Origin of the sequence: Pontibacter ramchanderi, assembly GCF_002846395.1 — a bacterium.
Classification (GTDB): domain Bacteria; phylum Bacteroidota; class Bacteroidia; order Cytophagales; family Hymenobacteraceae; genus Pontibacter; species Pontibacter ramchanderi.
The window spans coordinates 1,458,774-1,478,992 of the sequence record NZ_PJMU01000001.1 but is presented as its reverse complement, the minus strand read 5'-3'; the positions used below and the strand labels follow the sequence as shown (position 1 = coordinate 1,478,992).

Annotated in this window: 15 protein-coding genes and 2 tRNA genes; 7 read left to right on the top strand and 10 right to left on the bottom strand. The window is 52.7% G+C overall.

The features are described from left to right. Positions 1-14: 14 nt before the first annotated feature. On the bottom strand, positions 15-1,253 hold the full coding sequence (locus BD749_RS06205; RefSeq protein ID WP_101443453.1) for a peroxiredoxin family protein: 1,239 nt from the start codon (positions 1,251-1,253) through the stop codon (positions 15-17). Between the two features lie 196 nt (positions 1,254-1,449). On the opposite strand from BD749_RS06205, the gene BD749_RS06200 reads away from it, so the two are divergent. Beyond that, positions 1,450-3,729, top strand: coding sequence for an aconitate hydratase (locus BD749_RS06200; RefSeq protein ID WP_101443452.1), 2,280 nt, complete (start codon positions 1,450-1,452; stop codon positions 3,727-3,729). A 99-nt stretch (positions 3,730-3,828) separates the two neighbouring features. Here BD749_RS06200 and BD749_RS06195 read toward each other — a convergent pair whose 3' ends face one another. Beyond that, positions 3,829-6,975, bottom strand: coding sequence for a S8 family serine peptidase (locus tag BD749_RS06195; protein WP_101443451.1), 3,147 nt, complete (start codon positions 6,973-6,975; stop codon positions 3,829-3,831). Between the two features lie 348 nt (positions 6,976-7,323). Between BD749_RS06195 and paaN the strand changes: the two genes are divergently transcribed. Continuing rightward, positions 7,324-8,997, top strand: coding sequence for a phenylacetic acid degradation protein PaaN (paaN, locus tag BD749_RS06190; protein ID WP_101443450.1), 1,674 nt, complete (start codon positions 7,324-7,326; stop codon positions 8,995-8,997). Positions 8,998-9,054: 57 nt separating this feature from the next. Here paaN and BD749_RS06185 read toward each other — a convergent pair whose 3' ends face one another. After that, positions 9,055-9,351 (bottom strand): sll1863 family stress response protein, encoded by a 297-nt coding sequence (locus BD749_RS06185; protein ID WP_101443449.1) that lies wholly within the window; start codon positions 9,349-9,351, stop codon positions 9,055-9,057. Between the two features lie 222 nt (positions 9,352-9,573). Here BD749_RS06185 and BD749_RS06180 point away from each other — a divergent pair, with 222 nt between their 5' ends. From BD749_RS06180 to BD749_RS06170, 3 genes are all read left to right on the top strand, one after another. Next, entirely contained in the window at positions 9,574-11,904 is a 2,331-nt protein-coding gene (locus tag BD749_RS06180) for a TonB-dependent receptor (protein WP_101443448.1), read from the top strand. Positions 11,905-11,983: 79 nt separating this feature from the next. Next, positions 11,984-13,117: a PepSY-associated TM helix domain-containing protein gene (locus tag BD749_RS06175; protein WP_101443447.1), complete on the top strand. Its 1,134-nt coding sequence runs from the start codon at positions 11,984-11,986 to the stop codon at positions 13,115-13,117. A 236-nt stretch (positions 13,118-13,353) separates the two neighbouring features. After that, entirely contained in the window at positions 13,354-13,794 is a 441-nt protein-coding gene (locus BD749_RS06170; RefSeq protein WP_101443446.1) for a response regulator, read from the top strand. 57 nt (positions 13,795-13,851) lie between these two features. Here the strand turns inward: BD749_RS06170 and BD749_RS06165 are convergent, their stop codons facing one another. Genes BD749_RS06165 through BD749_RS06145 form a run of 5 tightly spaced genes read right to left on the bottom strand, consistent with a single transcriptional unit; the run spans position 13,852 to position 17,931 of the window. Continuing rightward, a complete protein-coding gene (locus tag BD749_RS06165; RefSeq protein WP_101443445.1) occupies positions 13,852-15,222 on the bottom strand; it encodes an ATP-binding protein in 1,371 nt (456 codons plus the stop codon). A 6-nt stretch (positions 15,223-15,228) separates the two neighbouring features. Continuing rightward, positions 15,229-16,257 carry a stage II sporulation protein E gene (locus tag BD749_RS06160; RefSeq protein WP_101443444.1) on the bottom strand — a complete coding sequence of 343 codons (1,029 nt, stop codon included), beginning with the start codon at positions 16,255-16,257 and terminating at the stop codon, positions 15,229-15,231. Continuing rightward, positions 16,247-16,651, bottom strand: coding sequence for an anti-sigma regulatory factor (locus BD749_RS06155; RefSeq protein WP_101443654.1), 405 nt, complete (start codon positions 16,649-16,651; stop codon positions 16,247-16,249). Before BD749_RS06155 ends, BD749_RS06160 begins: the two co-directional genes overlap by 11 nt. Continuing rightward, positions 16,644-17,054: an STAS domain-containing protein gene (locus tag BD749_RS06150; protein WP_101443443.1), complete on the bottom strand. Its 411-nt coding sequence runs from the start codon at positions 17,052-17,054 to the stop codon at positions 16,644-16,646. Before BD749_RS06150 ends, BD749_RS06155 begins: the two co-directional genes overlap by 8 nt. 4 nt (positions 17,055-17,058) lie before the next feature. Further along, positions 17,059-17,931 carry an STAS domain-containing protein gene (locus tag BD749_RS06145; protein WP_101443442.1) on the bottom strand — a complete coding sequence of 291 codons (873 nt, stop codon included), beginning with the start codon at positions 17,929-17,931 and terminating at the stop codon, positions 17,059-17,061. A 181-nt stretch (positions 17,932-18,112) separates the two neighbouring features. Here BD749_RS06145 and BD749_RS06140 point away from each other — a divergent pair, with 181 nt between their 5' ends. Next, positions 18,113-18,664, top strand: a complete 552-nt coding sequence (locus tag BD749_RS06140; RefSeq protein WP_101443653.1) for a DUF4136 domain-containing protein — start codon at positions 18,113-18,115, stop codon at positions 18,662-18,664. A gap of 61 nt (positions 18,665-18,725) precedes the next feature. Here BD749_RS06140 and BD749_RS06135 read toward each other — a convergent pair. Both BD749_RS06135 and BD749_RS06130 read right to left on the bottom strand, forming a co-directional pair. Next, positions 18,726-18,799 (bottom strand) — tRNA-Pro (locus BD749_RS06135). 684 nt (positions 18,800-19,483) lie between these two features. After that, positions 19,484-19,557, bottom strand: a tRNA-Arg gene (locus tag BD749_RS06130). A gap of 191 nt (positions 19,558-19,748) precedes the next feature. Between BD749_RS06130 and BD749_RS06125 the strand changes: the two genes are divergently transcribed. After that, positions 19,749-20,165, top strand: coding sequence for an organic hydroperoxide resistance protein (locus BD749_RS06125; RefSeq protein ID WP_101443441.1), 417 nt, complete (start codon positions 19,749-19,751; stop codon positions 20,163-20,165). Positions 20,166-20,219: the final 54 nt, after the last annotated feature.

The window sequence follows — 20,219 nt, the reverse complement described above, 5'->3', positions numbered from 1 at the left end:
TTAACAATCAACAATTAAATTTCCTCGGCCAGTAACTCGTCCATCGTCTTGTTAAAATCCGTTACCCACTCTTCGTAGTATTTGCCTGTGCCGGGGCCCGAGAAGCCTGTGTGGATCTTGCGCACCTTGCCCTGGCGGTCGATGTAGATAGTGGTTGGGAAGGAGAGGACGTGGTTGAGCGCCGGAAGCGCCTGTGCAGCTGCCTCTTTATCGGATGTACCTGCGTAGAGCAAGTCGTATTCAATGTTGAAGCGGTCCTTCATTTTATTCAGGCGCGGTACCGCTTGCTCGTAGCCCTTGGCGCGCTCAAAGCCCAGGCCGATTATCTCCAGACCGCGGTCTTTATTCTTGGCATAGTATGGTGCCAGAAACTGGGTCTCGTCCATACAGTTCGGGCACCAGGAGCCGAGCAGCTGCACCAGCACCACTTTGCCTTTGTACTTCTCATCCGACAACGATACTTGCTTGCCCTCCAGGTCAGGGAAGGTGAATTCCAGCGACTCGTGGCCAGGCTTCAGGAAAGTCAGTTCGTTGGCATTGGCCAGTTCAGCATTTTCGTTGCGCTTGGCTACCCAGGTTTCGTGGTGCGAAGGGCCGGAGTAAAAATGGCCGCTCAGGTTGTCGTTATCTGTTGGCGTGGCCGTGAACAGGTAGGCGTGGTTGCCGTCAAACGTCGACACCTTCAGCCCATTGCCTTCCACTTGTCCTTCGAGGTAGCGGTAGTCGCCTGTCTCGGTCAGGAAAGTGCCGGTTACGTGGTTGTCTTTCTGCTCAAATATACCGATCGCGTTGTACTGCTTGCCATCCGGCTCGGTGAAAACCACCTCCCACTTGCCGGTGTAGGTATAGCTGGCAGGGTCGGGGTTAGCCTTAAAACGGTTGGCATTGCCGTGCTCCGCTACAAACGGAACCGAATAGCGATAGGCCAGGTCATTTCTGGTAAAGCGGCCCGCCATCTTGTCGTCGTCTACCTTCGCAATCAGGTCAGCGTCGAAGATGTGCAGCCGGATACGAAGTGAGTCGCCCTCCTGGTGAAATTCGTCTACCAGAATGCGTTCGTCGGCGTTGATCAGGTATAGCACCGTTTTGCCGTTCTGCTCCTCGGCTTCCATGATGAACGGGATTTCCTGACCCTGTGCCTGCAGCGCCACGCGCCACGGACCGGGTTGTAAGGTGTTATCGGTAGATGTGGAAGAGCCACAGGAAGTTAAAAGCTGCGTAGCGGACAGTGTTAACAACAAAATCAGCCTCATTGGGGTATTAAAACAAGTAAGTTTCATACGGCAAAATTAACAGATGAATTCGTGAAAAGCGAAATATGCAACAATTAGCTTGCCCGGATGCGGAAATGTTATATTCATCGCGGCTAATGTTGTGCTTAAACAGGCATATTTCGTACATTTGTAAACTTCACAACGAAGCATTAAACATAATAACAATAGCAAAACTATGGCATTTGATTTAGGAATGATCAAGGCAGTGTATGCCGGGATGGCCGAGCGCGTGAATGCTGCCCGTAACGCAGTAGGCAGACCGCTTACCCTGACAGAGAAAATCTTATACGCGCACCTCTACGATGGTAACGCGACGCAGTCTTTCGAGCGCGGCAAGTCCTATGTGGACTTCGCTCCAGACAGGGTGGCGATGCAGGACGCAACGGCACAAATGGCCTTGCTTCAGTTTATGCAGGCGGGCAAACCGCAGGTGGCCGTACCATCTACCGTGCACTGCGACCACCTGATCCAGGCCCGCGTAGGTGCTGACCAGGACTTGCAGGACGCTTACAGCGAAAACAAAGAAGTATACGATTTCCTGGCTTCTGTTTCAAACAAATACGGCATCGGTTTCTGGAAGCCGGGTGCAGGTATCATTCACCAGGTAGTGCTCGAAAACTACGCCTTCCCGGGCGGTATGATGATCGGTACCGACTCGCACACGCCAAACGCGGGCGGCTTGGGTATGGTAGCGATCGGTGTAGGTGGTGCTGACGCCGTGGACGTAATGGCCGGTATGGCCTGGGAGCTGAAGTTCCCGAAAGTGATTGGTGTGAAACTGACCGGCAAAATGAACGGCTGGACTTCCCCGAAAGATGTGATCCTGAAAGTAGCTGGTATCCTGACTGTAAAAGGTGGTACAGGCGCGATCGTGGAGTATTTCGGCGAAGGCGCTGAGTCCATGTCTTGTACTGGTAAAGGTACAATCTGTAACATGGGTGCTGAGATTGGTGCGACTACTTCGGTATTTGCCTACGACGACAGCATGCGTGCTTACCTGCGTGCCACCAACCGCGAAGAAGTGGTAGGTATGGCCGACGAAGTAGCTCAGTACCTGCGTGCTGACGACGAGGTATACGCGGACCCAGCTTCGTTCTACGACCAATTGATCGAGATCGACCTGAGTACACTGGAGCCACACGTAAACGGTCCGTTTACACCAGACGCAGCCTGGCCAATCTCGCAGTTCGCCGCTGTAGTAAAAGAGCACAACTGGCCAGCTAAACTTGAGGTAGGCTTGATCGGTTCATGCACCAACTCTTCTTACGAGGACCTGACCCGTTCAGCTTCTATTGCTGAGCAGGCGGTATCTAAGAAACTGGTAGCTCAGGCTGAATTCACCATCACGCCGGGTTCTGAACTGGTACGCTATACTACAGCCCGCGATGGTCTGTTGGATACATTCGCGCAGATGGGCGGTGTGGTGCTGGCAAACGCCTGCGGTCCATGCATCGGACAGTGGGCCCGTCACACCGACGACCCAACCCGCAAGAACTCGATCATTACATCGTTTAACCGTAACTTCGCCAAGCGTAACGACGGCAACCCGAACACGCACGCGTTCGTGGCCTCTCCTGAGATCGTAACGGCTTTCGCCATTGCCGGTGACCTGACCTTTAACCCACTGGTTGATAAGCTGATCAACGCGGATGGGGAAGAGGTGATGCTGGACGAGCCAGTAGGTGTTGAATTGCCTCCGCAGGGCTTTGCCGTAGAAGATGCAGGCTATGTAGCCCCAGCAGAAGACGGTAGCAGCGTGGAGGTAGTAGTGGATCCGAAGTCTGACCGCCTGCAATTGCTGGAAGGCTTTAAGCCATGGGAAGGCACTGACCTGAAAGGTCTGAAGCTGCTCATCAAAGCACAAGGCAAGTGTACGACTGACCACATTTCTATGGCTGGTCCGTGGTTGAAGTACCGTGGTCACCTGGACAACATCTCCAACAACATGCTGATCGGTGCGATCAACGCGTTTAACGGTGAGGCCAACAAGGTATACAACGACATGACCCGCGGATACGACACAGTACCTGCAACTGCCCGTACCTACAAAGCTGCCGGCATCGGTACAGTAGTAGTAGGCGACGAGAACTACGGTGAGGGTTCATCTCGTGAGCACGCGGCCATGGAGCCACGCCACCTGGGTGTTCGTGCGGTTATCGTGAAATCTTTTGCACGTATCCACGAAACCAACCTGAAGAAGCAAGGTATGTTAGGTCTTACGTTCGCCAACAAAGCGGATTACGACTTGATCGAGGAGAACGACACAATCGATATCCTGGGTCTGGAGAACTTCACGCCTGGCGTTCCACTGAAAGTGGTTCTGACGCACAAAGACGGTTCTCAGGATGCCTTTATGGTAAACCATACCTACAACGAAGGACAGATCGAGTGGTTCAAGGCTGGTTCAGCGCTTAACCTGATCCGTTTGCAGCAGAAGCAAAACGCCAGCGCGTAAGCAACAGCTGGATTTTAATAGAAACGCCCCGCTCGAAAGAGCGGGGCGTTTTGTTTTAGGGCAGGTATAGCGTTAAGTCACACCTATACCTATTGTGGTCTAAGGACGGATGATCAGCAGGCGCTTTGTGGTAGTGGTCTGTTCGTAAGTGAGCTGCACAATGTAAAGTCCTTCGGCCAAACCGCTCAGGTCGTAAATGGCCTCGTGCGTCATACGGCTCCTTAACTTCGGACTAACCCGTCGCCCCATGCTGTCAGTCATCAGCACACTGAGAGCAGCATCAGCCTTAGGCATCGTCACATGCAGTTCGTGCACAGCCGGGTTGGGGTATACCTGAAATTGCTTTGGTGCCTCCTGCGGTGGGATCACTGTGCCACTCTGCTTGATCTCTATGCGTCTTATAACAGTGTCTTCGGAGCACTCATACGCGCTGCCTACCACCAGCGTGACGTCGTAGGTACCGGGCAGTTCGTAGGTATAGCTGGGGTGCTGTTCTGTGGAAGTGATGCCATTTCCGAAATTCCAGCGCCAGCTGGTACTGTGCTCGCTTTCGTTGCGGAAGTCGATGCGCTGACCGGGCTCCAGTATTTCCTGCTGTTGCGCTATGCTGAAACCAGCCACCGGCAAACTGGCGACTACGATCTCGAAAGGTACCACCGGACTGTCGAATAGGGAGTCGGCATTGCACACGAACAGCGTCGTGCTTTTGTCGAGGGCGGTAAGCTCTAACTTGTTGCCTGCACCCAGTAGGGTGGTTTTGGCTTCGTCCGCAAAAAACTTGAAACGTTTGCCGCCGGCAGGTTCCAGGCTTAGCGAAGCGCCAGCACATACTGTATCGCTGACCGCCAGCGGAGCCGGCCCTGCTTTCATCACCTGATATTTTACGAGAGCGGCCTTGGCATTTAGTCGAAGCGCTTCCAGATCGTCGCCGGCTACGATGGCAAACGAAACCAGCTGGCTTTGTCCGGGGGCTAAGTTGCTGGCCGTTGTGCCGACAACATGTGCTACATCATTGCCGTAGCCACTGCCCCATGCCTTTTTGCGGGCTACGCCACCGGACAATGCCCTGTACTTCTCCTGAGCACTGAAACCGTCGGCAATTGCAAAGGTAGAAGTACCCCCAGACAGGTTATCGATCGCATAGTATGAGGGCGGGGTAACCGAGAGCAGGCTAATACCCGCGTAAGGCGAAGCCTGGCCCATGTTGTAGACATACCCCAGGTTCAGCGTTTCGTCCCATTCGGCCACGTTCATATAAGCGTCTGTAATGTTCCAGTCGGCAAACAGGCCGGCATGCAGGGTTTTGATCGTGTCGGAGGTGATGTTACGGATGCGGTACTCCAAGATGATATAACCAGCATCCGGATCATCGCTCCAGGCCATTCCTTTGTAGCTCACCTGCACGCCTGCCTGGGCCGGAGCAGGAAACTTATCGCGCATCACACCGCTGATCTCCTGGTCTGCCTCGCTCGTGTTATGGCGGAGGCGGGCAGCGCTCACCGCTACAAAATCGTTGTCGGTTTGCCAGCTGGCATTGCGCACATTGTCCGATACACGGTCCGGGGCAGCGGCCACCAGCAGTCCGCCTTCAAAAAGGAGTGAGGTGCTGCCCTTGTAGGTAATGCCGACTCCCTGCCCGAAATTATACCCGTTGTAGCCGAGGTTGCCTTTGCTGTTCAGGGTTATGTGGAGGTTGTTGGCCGTGAGAGTGAGGTAATCGGGGTTAACGGGTACCTGAAAGTACTGGAAGTCCTGGTAAGCGCCATCTACAAATCCTACTCTGAAAGTAGCCATGGCATTGTTGGGTGCATCAGGCAGTACAACAAAACGGAAGGGCTTTGCATGGTTGTCGCGTGTTGTCAGGGTACCCATGGCCCCAATGCTGAGCTCGTTATCAGGCAGCACTTTTATGAAGGGTGAGGTGGAGGTGAGCGTAAGTTTCAGGGCAGTGGTCGGGTCCAGGTAGTTCATCACGCTCAGGTTAACCAGCAGTGTGTCGCCGATCTGGGCTACCTTGTTGTCGACGATGCCGAAGGAGGTACAGCGCACCGATTTCGCCCGGGCATCCCGCAGCGCTCTTTTCACGTTCAGTCGGCCTTTGCCAAGCATCTCGTGGTAAGCGGCGTTGCCTGGCAGGTGGTAAAAGTCGTCGGAAGTGGCCCGAAGGCGCTGAATAACCTGCAATGCATTAAGATGCGGCATGTGTGAGCGCAGCAGCGCAGCGGCACCGGCCACAAGCGGTGAGGCCAACGAGGTGCCCGTGTCGCTGCCATAGGAGTTATCGCGGCTGTAAGTGGTGCTGTAAACGCTCTGGCTGGGAGCAGTCAGGCCGACTTTGTAGTTCCAGGTATGGCCGTTCGTTTTCACATCGTTGTGCGTACCGCCCACGGCCAGCACGTTATCGTAAGCTGCCGGGTAAATGTTGACAAAAGCATTGGTGTTGCCGGCTGCGGCTACAATCACCACATCCTTCTCCAGTACCGCATAATTGATAATATCCTGCTCGTATCTCGAGAAGCCTGTTCCGCCCCAGGAGAGGTTGAGGATACTGCAGCCCTTGTCTGCTGCATACACAATGGCCTCGTAGCCGCCGAAGCTGCCGTAGGAAGTCGATGGGAACACTTTGATGGGCATGAATTTCGTGTTGAAACCCACGCCTGCTATACCTGCACGGTTATCGGCCTCAGCTATGGCCACGCCGGCCACCTTTGTGCCGTGCCCTTTGTAAGGAGAGTCATCGTTGAGCGTGTTGTCCCGGTCCCCAAAGTCCCAGCCGTAAAAATTGTCGATCAGGCCGTCGCCGTCGTTGTCGATGCCGTCTATGGGGTCGTCGTAGTTATACTTGATCTTGTTGCGGATGTCTTCGTGGCTGAAGCGGAAACCTGAGTCCAGCACCCCAATCACGATGTTGGTATCGCCTTTCTGCACGGCCCAGCCGCCATAGGCGCTGATGTTTTTCAGGTAGGCCTGGGTAGTTTTGGTAGAATCGGCAGAGGGGTCGTTTGGCTGATAAAGCGGAACGCGTTCGTACAGGGGCTCTACATACTCGACCATGCCGGTTGCCAGCAAAGCCTGCTGCACGGCTTCCAGGTTGTGCGCCGGGTCGTAGGCCAGCTCGTAGATAAGGGAGAGGTCTACGCGTGCTTTCCGGGCAAAGGGAGCAGGTGCTTTGCCCGGAAACTTCTGTTCCACGGTTTTGGCTCCTACTTTTTGCAGGGCTTTTTGCATGGGGTTGCCTCCGGCCATGCGAAGCTGGTTGACAGACTGGGGCTTCAGCTTGTAGACAACGGTATGCGGTTTAGTCGCGGTGCCTATACCTGTTGGAGCGGGCAGATGCTGCGCCCTCAGCAGGGAAGCCCCCAGAACTATACACAGTAAAGATAAAATGCAGCGGTAAACCACTGGCCCAGGGGTAAACATTAAATCATATTAAACTATTAGGTGAATACAACCTCCGCTCAGCGGACAGAGGTAGAAGGTAAAGTGCATACAGCGCGGCGAAATTTAAAGATGCATCCCGCGCTTATTAAAAAAATACGTAACTTTCCAACAATTGATTCTAATATATGTGTTTAATTATATAAAATAAATACTATGACCCCGGATTTAAAAAATAAACATCTTCCCATCATAGAAAACGCCGTGAAAGCCCTGCATGAGCGTCGTTTTTTTGCCCAGTATCCCGAAAATCCGATGCCCGATATATATGGCGAAACCGCTGATAAAGAAGGTCGTGAGAAGTATAAGCAGCACCTTAACACCAAATTTACAGAATTGGTGCACGATGGCGCTGAAAATTGGGCTGGTCAGGAGGAATCCCCTTACGAGCAGCAGGCTTTAGGTATAAAGTACCCTTACTTCAGTGCAGAAACCTTGGTGGCCAGGGCCGACGAGGCGTTCCATCAGTGGCGCAAAGTAAAACCTGCCGACCGTGCCGCCATTCTGGTGGAATCATTGGAACGTATGAAAGCCCGTTTCTTTGAAATCGCCTATGCTACGATGCACACCACCGGGCAGGCCTACATGATGTCGTTCCAGGCATCGGGTCCGCATGCCGCCGACCGTGCCCTGGAAGCCATTGCGGCTGGCTACCAGGAGCAGACCCGTTTCCCGGAGCAAACCGAGTGGGAAAAGCCAATGGGCAAATACAATCTGAAACTGAACAAGAGCTGGCGTGCCGTGCCGAAAGGAATTGGCCTGGTGATTGGCTGCTCTACCTTCCCAACCTGGAATACGGTGCCGGGCATGTATGCAAGCCTTGTTACCGGCAACCCGGTTATCGTGAAGCCACACCCGAAAGCGGTGTTGCCGATCGCGATTGTAGTGGCTGAGGTGCAAAAGGTGCTGGTGGAGAATGGCCTGAGCCCTTACATCTGCCAACTGGGCGTGGATGCCGACGACCGCCTGATCACGAAAGAGCTGGCCGAAAACCCGAAAGTGAAGCTGATCGACTACACTGGCGGTACCGAGTTTGGTAACTATGTAGAGAGCCTGCCAGGCAAAATCACCTTTACCGAAAAAACAGGCGTGAACTCCATCATCCTGGATTCAGTGCAGGATATCGACAAAGTAGCCCAGAACCTGGCTTTCTCGCTTAGCCTCTACTCCGGACAAATGTGTACGGCTCCACAGAACTTCTTTGTGCCGGCATCTGGCGTGAAGGTAGGAGAGGAGATGATGCCTTACGAAGAGGTAGTGAAGAAACTGGCCGATGCCGTGACAGGTCTGGTGAACAATCCGAAAGCGGGTCCGCACATCCTGGGCGCTATCCAAAACCCAGCCACAGCCGAGCGAGTGAAAGAGGCCGCCAGCGTGAAAGGCAAGGAAGTACTGAGCACCTGCGACTTTAGCAACCCAATGTTCGAAAACGCCCGTACCTGCACGCCGGTGATTTACGAAGTAGACGCATCCGAGAAGGAAAGCTTCAGCCGCGAACTGTTCGGCCCGATTGCGCTGGTGATCAAAACAAAAGACACGGATCAGTCAATTGAGCTGGCCAAGGAAATGGCGATGAACTACGGAGCGATTTCCTGCGGTGCCTATACCACAGACGAGGCTACCAAAGAGAAGATCATGGATGAGATGAGTCTGGCGGGTACTCCGGTAAGTTTCAACCTGACGGGTGGTATCTATGTGAACCAGAACGCGGCTTTCTCCGACTTCCACGTAACGGGCGGCAACCCGGCTGGCAACGCCTCGTTCACCAACCCCGAGTTTGTGATCAAGCGCTTTACCTGGGTAGGTTTCCGGGAGCCGGTAGCCGGCTAATCAGCGCTTTAGATAGAAGTAAAAAGCCCCGGCGCTATACCTAGCGCCGGGGCTTTTTTATTTGAATAAGTTGTCCATGTCTTTTTTAAGATTGTCGAGGCCGTCTTTCAGGCCCTGCCATTTGCTTTGGCTGTCTTCCTGGTCGCCAAGTTTGTTGGCAATCAGTTCACGCTTGGCTTCCAGGGCTGCTATGTGCTCGTGGTAAGTATGGTTCGAGTCGGCGGTGGTGGCATTTACACGGGCCTTCAGGGTCTTGATCTTGCTGTCCAACTCATCCAGGCTTTTCGCTATCTCCTCGCGCGACAGGTTGTTGGGCGCACGCATGTGTTCGGGTTTCAGGTTGTAAGTATCCATAGGTCTTTGTTTCAGGTTCAAGTTTTAGCATACCTGTCGACTGCTGTCGGGTAACAACTCTAAATACTCTAAAAGTGCTTAAAAGGATGTATGCAGGCGTGTGATGAAGAGTCTCAGATGATTTTTGTCACTTATTTAGAAAATATCTAAATAACTCTTTGCTGCTATGTATATGGTATTTACTTTTGCAGAAATTCTTAGAATAAATCTAAATAAGAATAAATGCAACGCACACTCACCCTTATGTTTGCCCTTGTGCTTCTGGTACAACAGGCATTTGCTCAAACAACAGGCCGTATAGAAGGCCGCATCCAGTCAGAAAGAGGCGAAGGTATAGCCGGTATCAGCGTAGGACTGGAAGGTACCTCTTATGGCTCCACCACCGATGACGAAGGCAAATTCCTGATCAAAAACATCCCGGCTGGTAACTATACCCTGGTCGCTTCCGGCATTGGCTATACCTTGCAAAAGCAGCTGTTGGAGGTATCGGGCAGTAAGGCCGCCTTTGTGAACATTGACCTGGCAGCTTCCTCACACTCGCTGGGCGAGGTGCAGGTAACGGCCCACCGCAGCGGTGAGTACCTGCAGCGCACGGCCACCACCGCCACTAAAATGGAGGCGCCCATCAAATCGGTGCCGCAGTCGGTGCAGGTGGTGTCGCGCCGCGCCCTGGACCAGCTGCAGGTGCTGCGCCTCGAGGATGCCATGCGCAACGTGAGCGGTGTGAGCATGGAGACAGGCTTTGGCGGCCGTTCTGATATTTTCCAGATCCGTGGCTTCCGTACCGATATGCAGAGCGTGTTCAAAAACGGCTTCCGCAACACCGTGCGCACTTACCGCGAAAGCGCCAACATCCAGCAGATTGAGGTGATGAAAGGACCAGCCTCAGTGCTATACGGCGTGAGCGACCCGGGCGGTATGGTGAACATCTCCACCAAAAAACCGACCGCCCATACCTTCCAGGACATCCAGATCACATCCAACAACTTTGGACTGGTGAGACCGGCCATTGACCTGGGCGGTGCTTTTAACGAGAGCAAGACCTTCAAGTACAGACTGAACGCCGTATACGAGCGTGCCGACAGCTACCGCGATTTTGTGAAGACCAAGCGCATTTTCGTGGCCCCGGCCATTACCTACGACTTCTCTGACAAGACTTCCTTTACAGTTGAGACTGAATTCCTGAACCACGACCAACCGTCGGACCGCGGCATCTTCTCTGTGAACGGGCAGATCGCCCCGGTTTCGAGAAGCCGCGTTTTGATAGAGCCAAGTAACACCGGTGAGTTTACCAACCGCATGGCGCAGTACAACCTGCAGCACAAGTTCTCCGAGGCATTGAGCTTCCGTCATGCCTTCAATTACAACTACGCCACCGAAACACGCGATGTAGTGGAGCAGACCACTGTGCTCAAAGACGGCTCGTTCCGCATCAACCGCCAGCACCAGGACCAGGACACCTACGACCGCAACATCGCGACGCAAAACGAACTGTACGCCAACTTCAACACAGGCGCACTGGTGGAGCACAAGGCGGTGGGAGGTATAGAGATCTCGCGCTCGATATTCGACATCTGGGTGAAGCGTGCTCCTTATGATGTATTTGATATTCTGAATCCGCAGTACAACCCTAAGCCAAAGGACTATTCGCTGCTGACTTACTCGCAAGACTACCAGGACCGTGTGGATGTGCTGGGCTTTTACCTGCAGGATTTCATCACCATCAACCAGCGCCTGAAAGTATTGCTGGGCGGCCGCTACGACTTCTGGGAACAGGAGAAAGAGAACCGCATGAAAGATGAAACCACGAAGCAAAGTAACAAGGCCTTTAACCCGAGGCTGGGCGTGCTGTACGAAGTATACGGCCCGGTTTCTGTGTATGCGAACTACTCCAAGGGCTTCCAGCCAGGTATAGGACAAACGCTGGAGGGCGAGGCCTTCAAGCCGATCACATCGGTGCAGTACGAGGCCGGTTCTAAGATCGGGTTGCTGAACGACCGTGTGAACCTGACGGCGGCTTACTTCGACATCACCCGCCAGAATGTGGTGGTGCCACACCCGACGCAAAGCGGCGCCAGCGTGCAGTTAGGCGAAGTGCAGAGCAAAGGTGTAGAAACCGACATAACAGGAGAGGTGCTGCCGGGCCTGAACGTGATCGCCACCTATACCTATACCGATGCCCGCGTAACGAAAGATGCCTTGAGCACAGACGACCCGAAGCGTACCGTAGGCCGTCGCTTCAGAGGAGTAGGGTATAACAACAGCAGCCTCTGGACAACTTACGAGTTGCAGGATGGTCTGCTGAAAGGCCTGGGCATTGGCGGTGGCTTTACCTATGTGGAAGACCGTCCGGTGGATGACGCCAACAGCTTTATGCTGCCTGGCTATACCCGCTACGACGCGACCATGTTCTACAACAGCAAACGCTTCCATGCAGCCCTGAACGTGAAGAACCTGACGAATGTGAAATACTACGAGGGCTCACAGTCAGTTACCGTGATCATGCCAGGAGCGCCTACAACCGTGCAGGGCACAGTGGGCGTGAGGTTTTAACACATAGAAACATACACAACCAGTACATCGGCGGTATTGCCCTGCAAGGGGCGGTGCCGCCGATTTCAAGTTCAGGTATATGCGCAAATTTCTCCTTCAGCTACACCTCTGGATCGGCCTGACAGCAGGTGCCGTAGTGGCCTTCATGGGCCTGACAGGGTCGCTCTACGTTTTTCAGCCCGAACTGACGGTTGCGCTATACCCTGCGTACTACAAGAACTCCAACCCGGAAGCGGCTCCAGTTGATGTGCGGAAGGTGGTGAGCAACGCCGAAGAGGAATTTGGCGCCCCTGTGACCAATATCTTTTTTCCGGTAAGGGAACTGGAGAATTACATCATCAAAGTAAAAGGCAACAAGCAGTTTCTGTTTTTTGATGCGGCAACCGGCCAGTATGTTGGCCAACTCGAGAAGCGGCGCGGCGTGATGGATACCGTATTGGAAATGCACCGCCAACTGACCATCGGCGACACGGGCGCCCTGATAACAGGTATAAGTGCGCTGTTGCTGGCCTTTGCGCTGTTGACGACAGGCCTATACCTGTGGATGCCACGCAAACGGAGAAACTTAAAGGACGGCCTGCGCCTCAAGGCCAATGCCTCTTTTAAAAGGCGCAATTACGATCTGCACAACGTGTTTGGCTTCTACTTCAGCCTGCCGCTTTTCCTGGCCGCCATCACCGGCGTGTATTTCGGCTTTCAGGAAGAGACCCAGGCTGTGGTGGATAAACTGACGCTGGCCAAAGAGCCGACACCTTATGTTAAAGCGCTTCAGTCCTCCCGGCCAACACAGGGTATAGCCCCGCTCACCGTTTACCAGGCCCTCGACCGCATGGATGATTTATACCCGCACTATGTCAAGCGTACTCTTGTGATGGCTCCAGACAGTGCCGGGACACTCAACCTGACTTACCTGGCTTCATCCGGTCTGGAGGCTGGCCCACAGGACAGGCCGATGGTATACCTGGACCAATACTCCGGAGCTGTCGTGTACGATTATAATCCGCATACTGCTCCTCTCGGGCGGCAGCTTACGCGCAACTGGTTTGTACCGATACACTTTGGCGAGATAGGTGGCTGGCTAACCCGGATTCTGTGGTTCTTTCTGGGCCTGATGCCCGCCACGCTGTGGGTAACAGGTATAGTGATATGGCGTGGCAAAAACAAAAAAAAGAAAAGGGGCTATGTGCAAGTGCGCAGCAGTGCGAAGGCCTGAAAATTTAGAGAAGATAACTGGTGAACAAACTTTAAATTTTACACCCAAAACTGTATTTTTGCAGTGACGCAATGTAGCATAGTCCTTTACTTGGGCTGTTATTGGCAACAAAGCATTTAAAGAGGCGCAATATTGAACATTAATTGTATACAATATGTTAGTGGCTCTACCGGGTATCAGAGCATACAAGGTAAATATTTATACCTTACCGTTGATTTAAGAGAAAAGAACTGACTATGAAGGAAGCATCTGAAATGCTTGACCTAGTGCTGTTGGTAGACGACGACGATACCACAAATTACCTGAACAAGCGCCTGCTCACCGATATGAAGGTGGCAAAAGAAATAATGGTGCTCAAGAACGGAAGAGAAGCGATTGACTACCTGAGCAAAGCATGTAGCGAGCAGCCGGAGGGCACCTTCAAATGCCCGGACCTGATCTTTCTGGACATCAAGATGCCAACTATGGATGGCTTTGAGTTTCTGGAAGAGTACCAACGCAAAGGCCTCGATGCCGGCGATCACGTGATCATCCTGATGCTGACTTCTTCGGCAAGTTTTTATGACTTGGAGCGCATCAAGAGCTTTAAGAAAGTAAAGAAACACTACTCAAAGGCCCTGACCAACCACGATGTGAAGGAAATACTGGCAGAGTTTTTCCAGAACCGTAAAAAATAACTTGGCATGCCCTAAACAAGAACGCCTGTATACCGCAACGTATACAGGCGTTCTTGTTTATTCAGCCTCTTCCGGTTCCGTCACTACCTCGCTGGCGGGCCACGAGAACACAAAACGGGTGCCGCGCCCCGTCGACTCTACCCAAACGTCGCCATGCTTTTCTTCGAGTATGCGCTTCACAATGGCAAGGCCCAGTCCCGAACTGTCTGGGCGCGTTAGGTTGTGGCCGAGCGCCTCGTACTTGCCAAAAATCTGATCCTGGTCTTCCGTGGCTATACCTGGGCCGTTGTCTTGCACAGCAAAAAGAACGACGTCTGCCTGGCGGCTGCATGTTACTTCAATCAGGGCCTCATCCGGCCGGTCGTGATACTTGATGGCGTTGCCCAGCAGGTTGCTGAAAATCTGGTACAGGTATATCTCCTGGGTATAGAGCGTAGGCAGGTCATCGGGCAAGGTTACTTTGAACGATTGCGGTATGTAGAGGGAATCCAGCACTTTGTGCAGCACATCGTGCACAGGCACGATCTGGCGGTGCAGGCTGTGGTGACCGGCAAGCGAGTAAGCCAGTATACCTGTTATCAGCTTGTCCATCTTGCTTGTCTGTTCGCGCAGCATGGGCAGGAGCGAGGCCGCATCTTCGGTGTTGCCGTTGTGCAGGCTGTTTTCAAGAAAGTTAAGGATGCCCCCGATGTTTTGCAAAGGAGACCGCAGGTCGTGCGAAACGGTATGGGCAAAGGCGTCCAGGTCTTCGTTGGCTTTCTGCAGCTCCTTGTTCCGGCGCTCGCGCTCCTCCGAGAGGGTCTGAATCTCCAGGTTGGACTGCTGCAGTTGCAGGTTCAGCCTCCTGATTTCCTGAAGCTGCTGCTCGGCTTCGAGGTTGCGCAGTCGCAGCTTTTCGAGCAGTTCGAGCTGCTGCATGTTCTGCTTCTTGATCTCCTCGTAGGGCGATATGCCTTCTTCGTCGTTAAACTCCTGTAGCCAGATCTCTTTCAGGCTTTTGGTGACAATCGGGGACTGGGTAGGTATACGCTTGCGGAGGGTAACGGCAGTGCCCTGCTCGTGCTCGGTTTTAATCTCGAAAAAATCAACAAGCTTGCGTGAGTTGACAATGCCCATGCCGCGCCCCAGGGGGTTGCTGCCATACCTGCCCCGGTCATAGATCTGATCCAGGTTGCCGATACCACGCCCGCGGTCCGATATCTTGGCTTCCAGATAATTGTGCCCATTCTCTTCTACAATACTAAACTGAATGGTGCCATTGCCCACATGCTCTACCACGTTGCGGCAGATCTCCGATACGGCCGTGGCAAATTTGGTCTGGTTGGCCTGCGCCATACCTGTTTTTTCAGACAACTGCATGGCCCGTCTGTAGGCCAGCACCACATCCAGTTCGTTAGTGATGTTTATTTTGAGAAGACTATTTGCCATGGGCTACTATTTAGCTTTACATACCAATACGAGCGTATCGTCTGTCTGGCGACTGTGGTCTTTGTAAAGGACAGCCGCGATGGTGGTGGGCAGGTGGCGGTGCAGGTTTGGGTAGCGGCTCAGGTCCCAGCGCGCTTTAAGCCCGTCGCTGTGCACGATGAGCACCTTATTGCGGTTCCAGTCCAAACTTTGCGTATTGAACGTGCCTGGTACATTGTGCCCCAGGATGCCATTGTAAGAAATCACGTTTTTATAGGGCATCGTTCCGATCGAATTTTCGATCGTGAACAGCTTGCCGGCTATGTTGCCAATGCCACAGTAGTTGATTTTGTTCTGGGCGATGTCGATGCTGGCAGCCAGGCCCACTGCGCCCCGGGTTCGGCGAATGCCATTGTGGATCACTTTCAGTGCCAGGGCCGGATCAGGGAGAGGGTCTTCGCAGTAAATCTTAACGGCGGAGGCTGCTGCCTCCTGGGCATGCGTTCCATGGCCCAGCCCGTCGAGGGCCAGTAGGTATACCCCCCGCTCGTGGTGAATAACGGCATATCCGTCGCCACAGTCCACCTCTTTCGGTTTGGGCACCATAATGTTGCCGATGTCGTAGCGCCGCGCCGCAGGTATAGACTTGGCCGATTTGTATACCTGCGCCACGATGACTGTGCCTACCTGGGGTTGGGAGTACATGTCGAAAATGTCGGACTGCCGCTTGATGGCGCCCAGGCCTTCGCCAGCAGACCCGAAAGTGGATACACCGTCCTGCAGCATCCGATCAGGATCGTTCATGCCGGGACCGTTATCCAGGCTGATGATCTCGATTCCTTTGATGGGCTTGCCGATGGCTTTCACGAGCAGCTCGCCACCCTGTGTGGTATGCTTCTCCAGGTTGGTGAGCATCTCCGACACGATGATGTTGACCCTGCCCACGGCTCCTTCAGAGAGGGCAAAGCTTTCGGCAAGGCGGGTAATGTCTTTTTTTGTGAGACTGGCGTAACTCCGGTCGGGTACAGCGAAGCGGTAATGTTGATTAACGTCCATGTTTCCAGTGGATGACAGTAACGGTTGTGCCTTCTCCCGGGGTGCTTTTGAGGTCAAACTCGTTGACCAACCGTTTAGCGCCGGGCAGTCCGAGGCCAAGGCTTCTGCCGGTAGAGTAGCCATCGCGCATGGCTAAGGCTATGTCGGCTATACCCGGGCCCTCGTCTTTGAAGGTTAGTCTTACGCCGGTTTTGGCGTTTTGGCTGATGATTTCGAGTATTACTTTACCGCCGCTGGCGTATTTGAGCATGTTTCGCACCAGTTCGCTTGCCGCCGTGATCAGTTTGGTCTGGTTTACGAGGCTCATACCGATGCGGGTGCTGAATTCGCGCACGCGGTTGCGGAAGGGAACCACATCCTGTTCGCGCGCGATGTCCATCGTGTCTTTAGTCATTACGATCATCCTGGTCTTCCTCCTCTTCGTCGTCTGGTCCCAGGTTATCGCCTAGTTTAGTGTTAAGTAATTCCATGCCCTTCTCCACATTCAAGGCGGTGTGCACACCTTGTAGCGTCAGGCCGAGTTCTACTAGCGTAATCGCCACGGCGGGCTGCATCCCTACTACTACGGTTTCAGCATCCATGATGCGCGACATAGAGGCGATGTTGCCCAAAATGCGGCCCATAAATGAGTCCACAATGCTCACTGCCGAAATGTCTATCAAAACGCCCCGTGCCCCGGTCTGGCTCACCATGTTGATCAGGTCGTTCTCCAGGGTCAGGGCCAGCCTGTCGTAGAGGTCGATCTGAATGGTTACCAGCAGGAAAGGGCCCATTTTTAAAATCGGTATCCTTTCCATATTTCTAGCGCAGTAGTTTATTGGATTTGTTTCGGTCTGACCGGCGCACTTCCAGGTCTGTCATGTTGAAGGCAAGCTGCAGGGCGCTAGCCAAGGTAGCCTTGGTTTTGATGTTAGAGAGGTCAATGCCCAGGTGCACGATGGTTTGCGCAATCTCGGCCCGGATACCGCTTATGATACACTCGGCACCCATCAGGCGGGTAGCACTCACGGTTTTGATCAGGTGCTGTGCCACCAACGAGTCTACGGCCGGCACGCCGGAAATATCGAGTATAGCGATAGTGCTACCGGTATTTACGATCTCCTGTAGCAGGTTTTCCATCACAATCTGGGTGCGGGCGCTGTCCAGGGTTCCGATGATCGGCAGGGCAAGTATGCCGTCCCATACCCGGATTACCGGCGTGGATATTTCGCTGATCTCATCTGTCTGACGCAGGATCACCTCTTCGCGTCCTTTAATGAAGGTTTCGAAGGTAACGATGCTCAGGTTATCGAGCAGGGTGTTCAGCTGCATGATTTCCTGATAGAGCGTGCTGGTATCACCTTGCCGTTGCTCAACCAGTACCTCAATGAGTGCCTGCTTCAGGCTGAGTACAAAGGTGCCGGTTTCGCGCGGGCTAAATCCCTGTCTTGCTCTGGTAATGGAAATGTCGCGGAGCGTGTCAGTTACCTGCTCAAACTCCGTTTCATAAATATTGTCGTAGTTGCCTTTTGAGATGGCACGCAGCAGACCATCCAGCATCTCTTTTGACTGACGCTGCAGTTCATCGTTCGTCATCAGGTCTTCGCGCAATGAGGCGTCGGCCATCTGATTCTGCATCCATTGCTCGAGGATGCGCTCTTTGTTTTTCTCTAGTACTTGTGCTGTTGTGTTCATGGTAGGGCAAAACGTAGCTTATGGACATATGGTTTAAGCAATGTTACCGTTTTACATCGCGAAACGCTGTAGTAGGGCAGGTGCTAAGTTAGGTATAAAAATTGCAATCAAAGCATACGTTCCGAATTACCGTATGCGTATATACAATTATTTTCATGCGAACACTTAAGGATTTGTGGAAATGAGAAACCTAGTAAGTAGTACTGCCTTCCTGTTATGCCTGTTGTTTATGGCCTGTAGCCCTGCCACCAACATTCAATCGGAGCCTGCACCCGGCTTTGCGCTGAGCACCTACCGCCAATTTGCCTTTATGGAAGTAAGCTCTGAGGTAGAGGACGCGGGGCCCAATTATCAGGGGCACATACACTTTCTGAAACAGGAGATCGCCCAGCAGTTGGAGCAACGCGGACTGAGACAGGTGGAGGCTGCGGACGAAGCGGATCTGCTGATCAACCTGGGCATTGTGGTGGACAAGCAGGTGCAGACAAGAGAGACAAATATTATTACAGACCCGCCCCGCTACATTGGGCAGCGGCGCTATACCTGGCAGAGCAAAGAAGTAGAAGTAGGGCGCTATAATGTGGGCACGGTGTCGGTGCACCTGGTAGACCCGGTGCAGAACGAGCTGGTGTGGCAAGGCACGGCAGAGCGAATCATTTCCGACAGACCTGAAAAGCTGCGCGAACAGATAGAAAAAGGTATAGCCCAGCTGGTAGAGGAGATCCCGTCGTGAGTAGGTTTAATATTTAATAAAAAAAGTCCTTGCATTTTGTTACAAGGACTTTTTGTTTCAGTCGGAGTGGCGGGATTCGAACCCACGACCTCCAGCACCCCATGCTGGCGCGATACCAGGCTACGCTACACCCCGTAATTTTTCTGCAACATACTAAAAAGCACCAATTGCTGCAATACGGTATGCGTTTAAGTCGAAAATAATGACATTGGGAAAAGATATGCTGGCGCCAACTACCTGTCGTATTCCTGGTGAAGAAAGAATCGGAGCACAAAGCCAAGCACAAGCAGGCCTATACCTGAAAATATCACTGAAAGAGGCAACGACACGGACATGGCCAGGCAGCCGATCAGGGCTAGTGCAGCCCAAAACCTACCGCGTCTTTTAGTATAAGTGCACGAATAAGTTCATGTTGTTAGTGCAGGGCGTTTTCTTTCATGGTGCTAAAGCTAAGGTATTTCGATCAACAGCTAAAGCTCGGGAAGATAAGCCAGCGGTAGGGATTGGCGAGCCAATTTTATACCTTTGTTGAGTAAGGCGGATCTCGATCTTTTCCACCGCGATGCAATAAAGTTACATTCAAATTGTTAAAAGCACTTCTTTACCTCTTGATCATCATAGGTATAGCCTACTTTCTGTTTTACCCGTTTCTACGAAGGTTAATCAACAGAAAGCAGCTCTTCAGGTGGCTGCTCCTGATCTATGTCATTGCATTGGCCATCTCATCCATCAATAGCTTATTTCTGTAGCGGGTTACCAATAGCACATAAAAAAAGCGCCAGCTACTTCTGCAGTAGCTGGCGCTTGAAGTTGTACTTGTGCACCCGAGAGGATTCGAACCCCTAACCCTCGGAGCCGAAATCCGATATTCTATCCAGTTGAACTACGGGTGCTTTATGTGTTGCAAAAATAGAAACAATGCGCTAAAAAGGAAATTTTAGGATCAATTATTATAATCCAAAAAGGTGTGGCATGTAGGTAAAAGGGGCGAGTATTATCTTAATTGCTTCATACCTAAAACAATAAGGAGAATCTGGGAGTTAATAAATAATATTTTAAATCAAGAGAAAAGAAGCAAGAAGCTATGGAAACAGTATATACGGCAGAAGTTACTGCTACAGGAGGTCGTAGAGGCCATGTTGTCTCGTCAGACGGTGTGCTTGATATGCCACTCTCATTGCCGGAGGGGCTGGGAGGAGAGAAAGGAAAGTCTAACCCGGAACAGCTGTTTGCGGCAGGTTATGCGGCCTGCTTCCAGAGCGCGCTGCTATTGGTGGCCGGCAAGCAGCATATCCGGATCAATCCGGAGTCTACTGTAAAGGCGCACGTAGACCTGCTCAAGTCTGAGGACGGAAAGTATGGGCTGGGGGTGAAGTTAGAAGTGCATTTGCAGGGACTGGACAAAGAGAAAGCAGAGCAACTGGTGAATGAAGCACACGAGGTATGCCCTTACTCCATCGGCACGCGTGGCAATATAAATGTAGAACTGGAAGTGGTTTAAGTTTAGGAGTTAAATAGTTTGGGAGTTTAGGAAGTATTTCTCAGCACTCCCAAA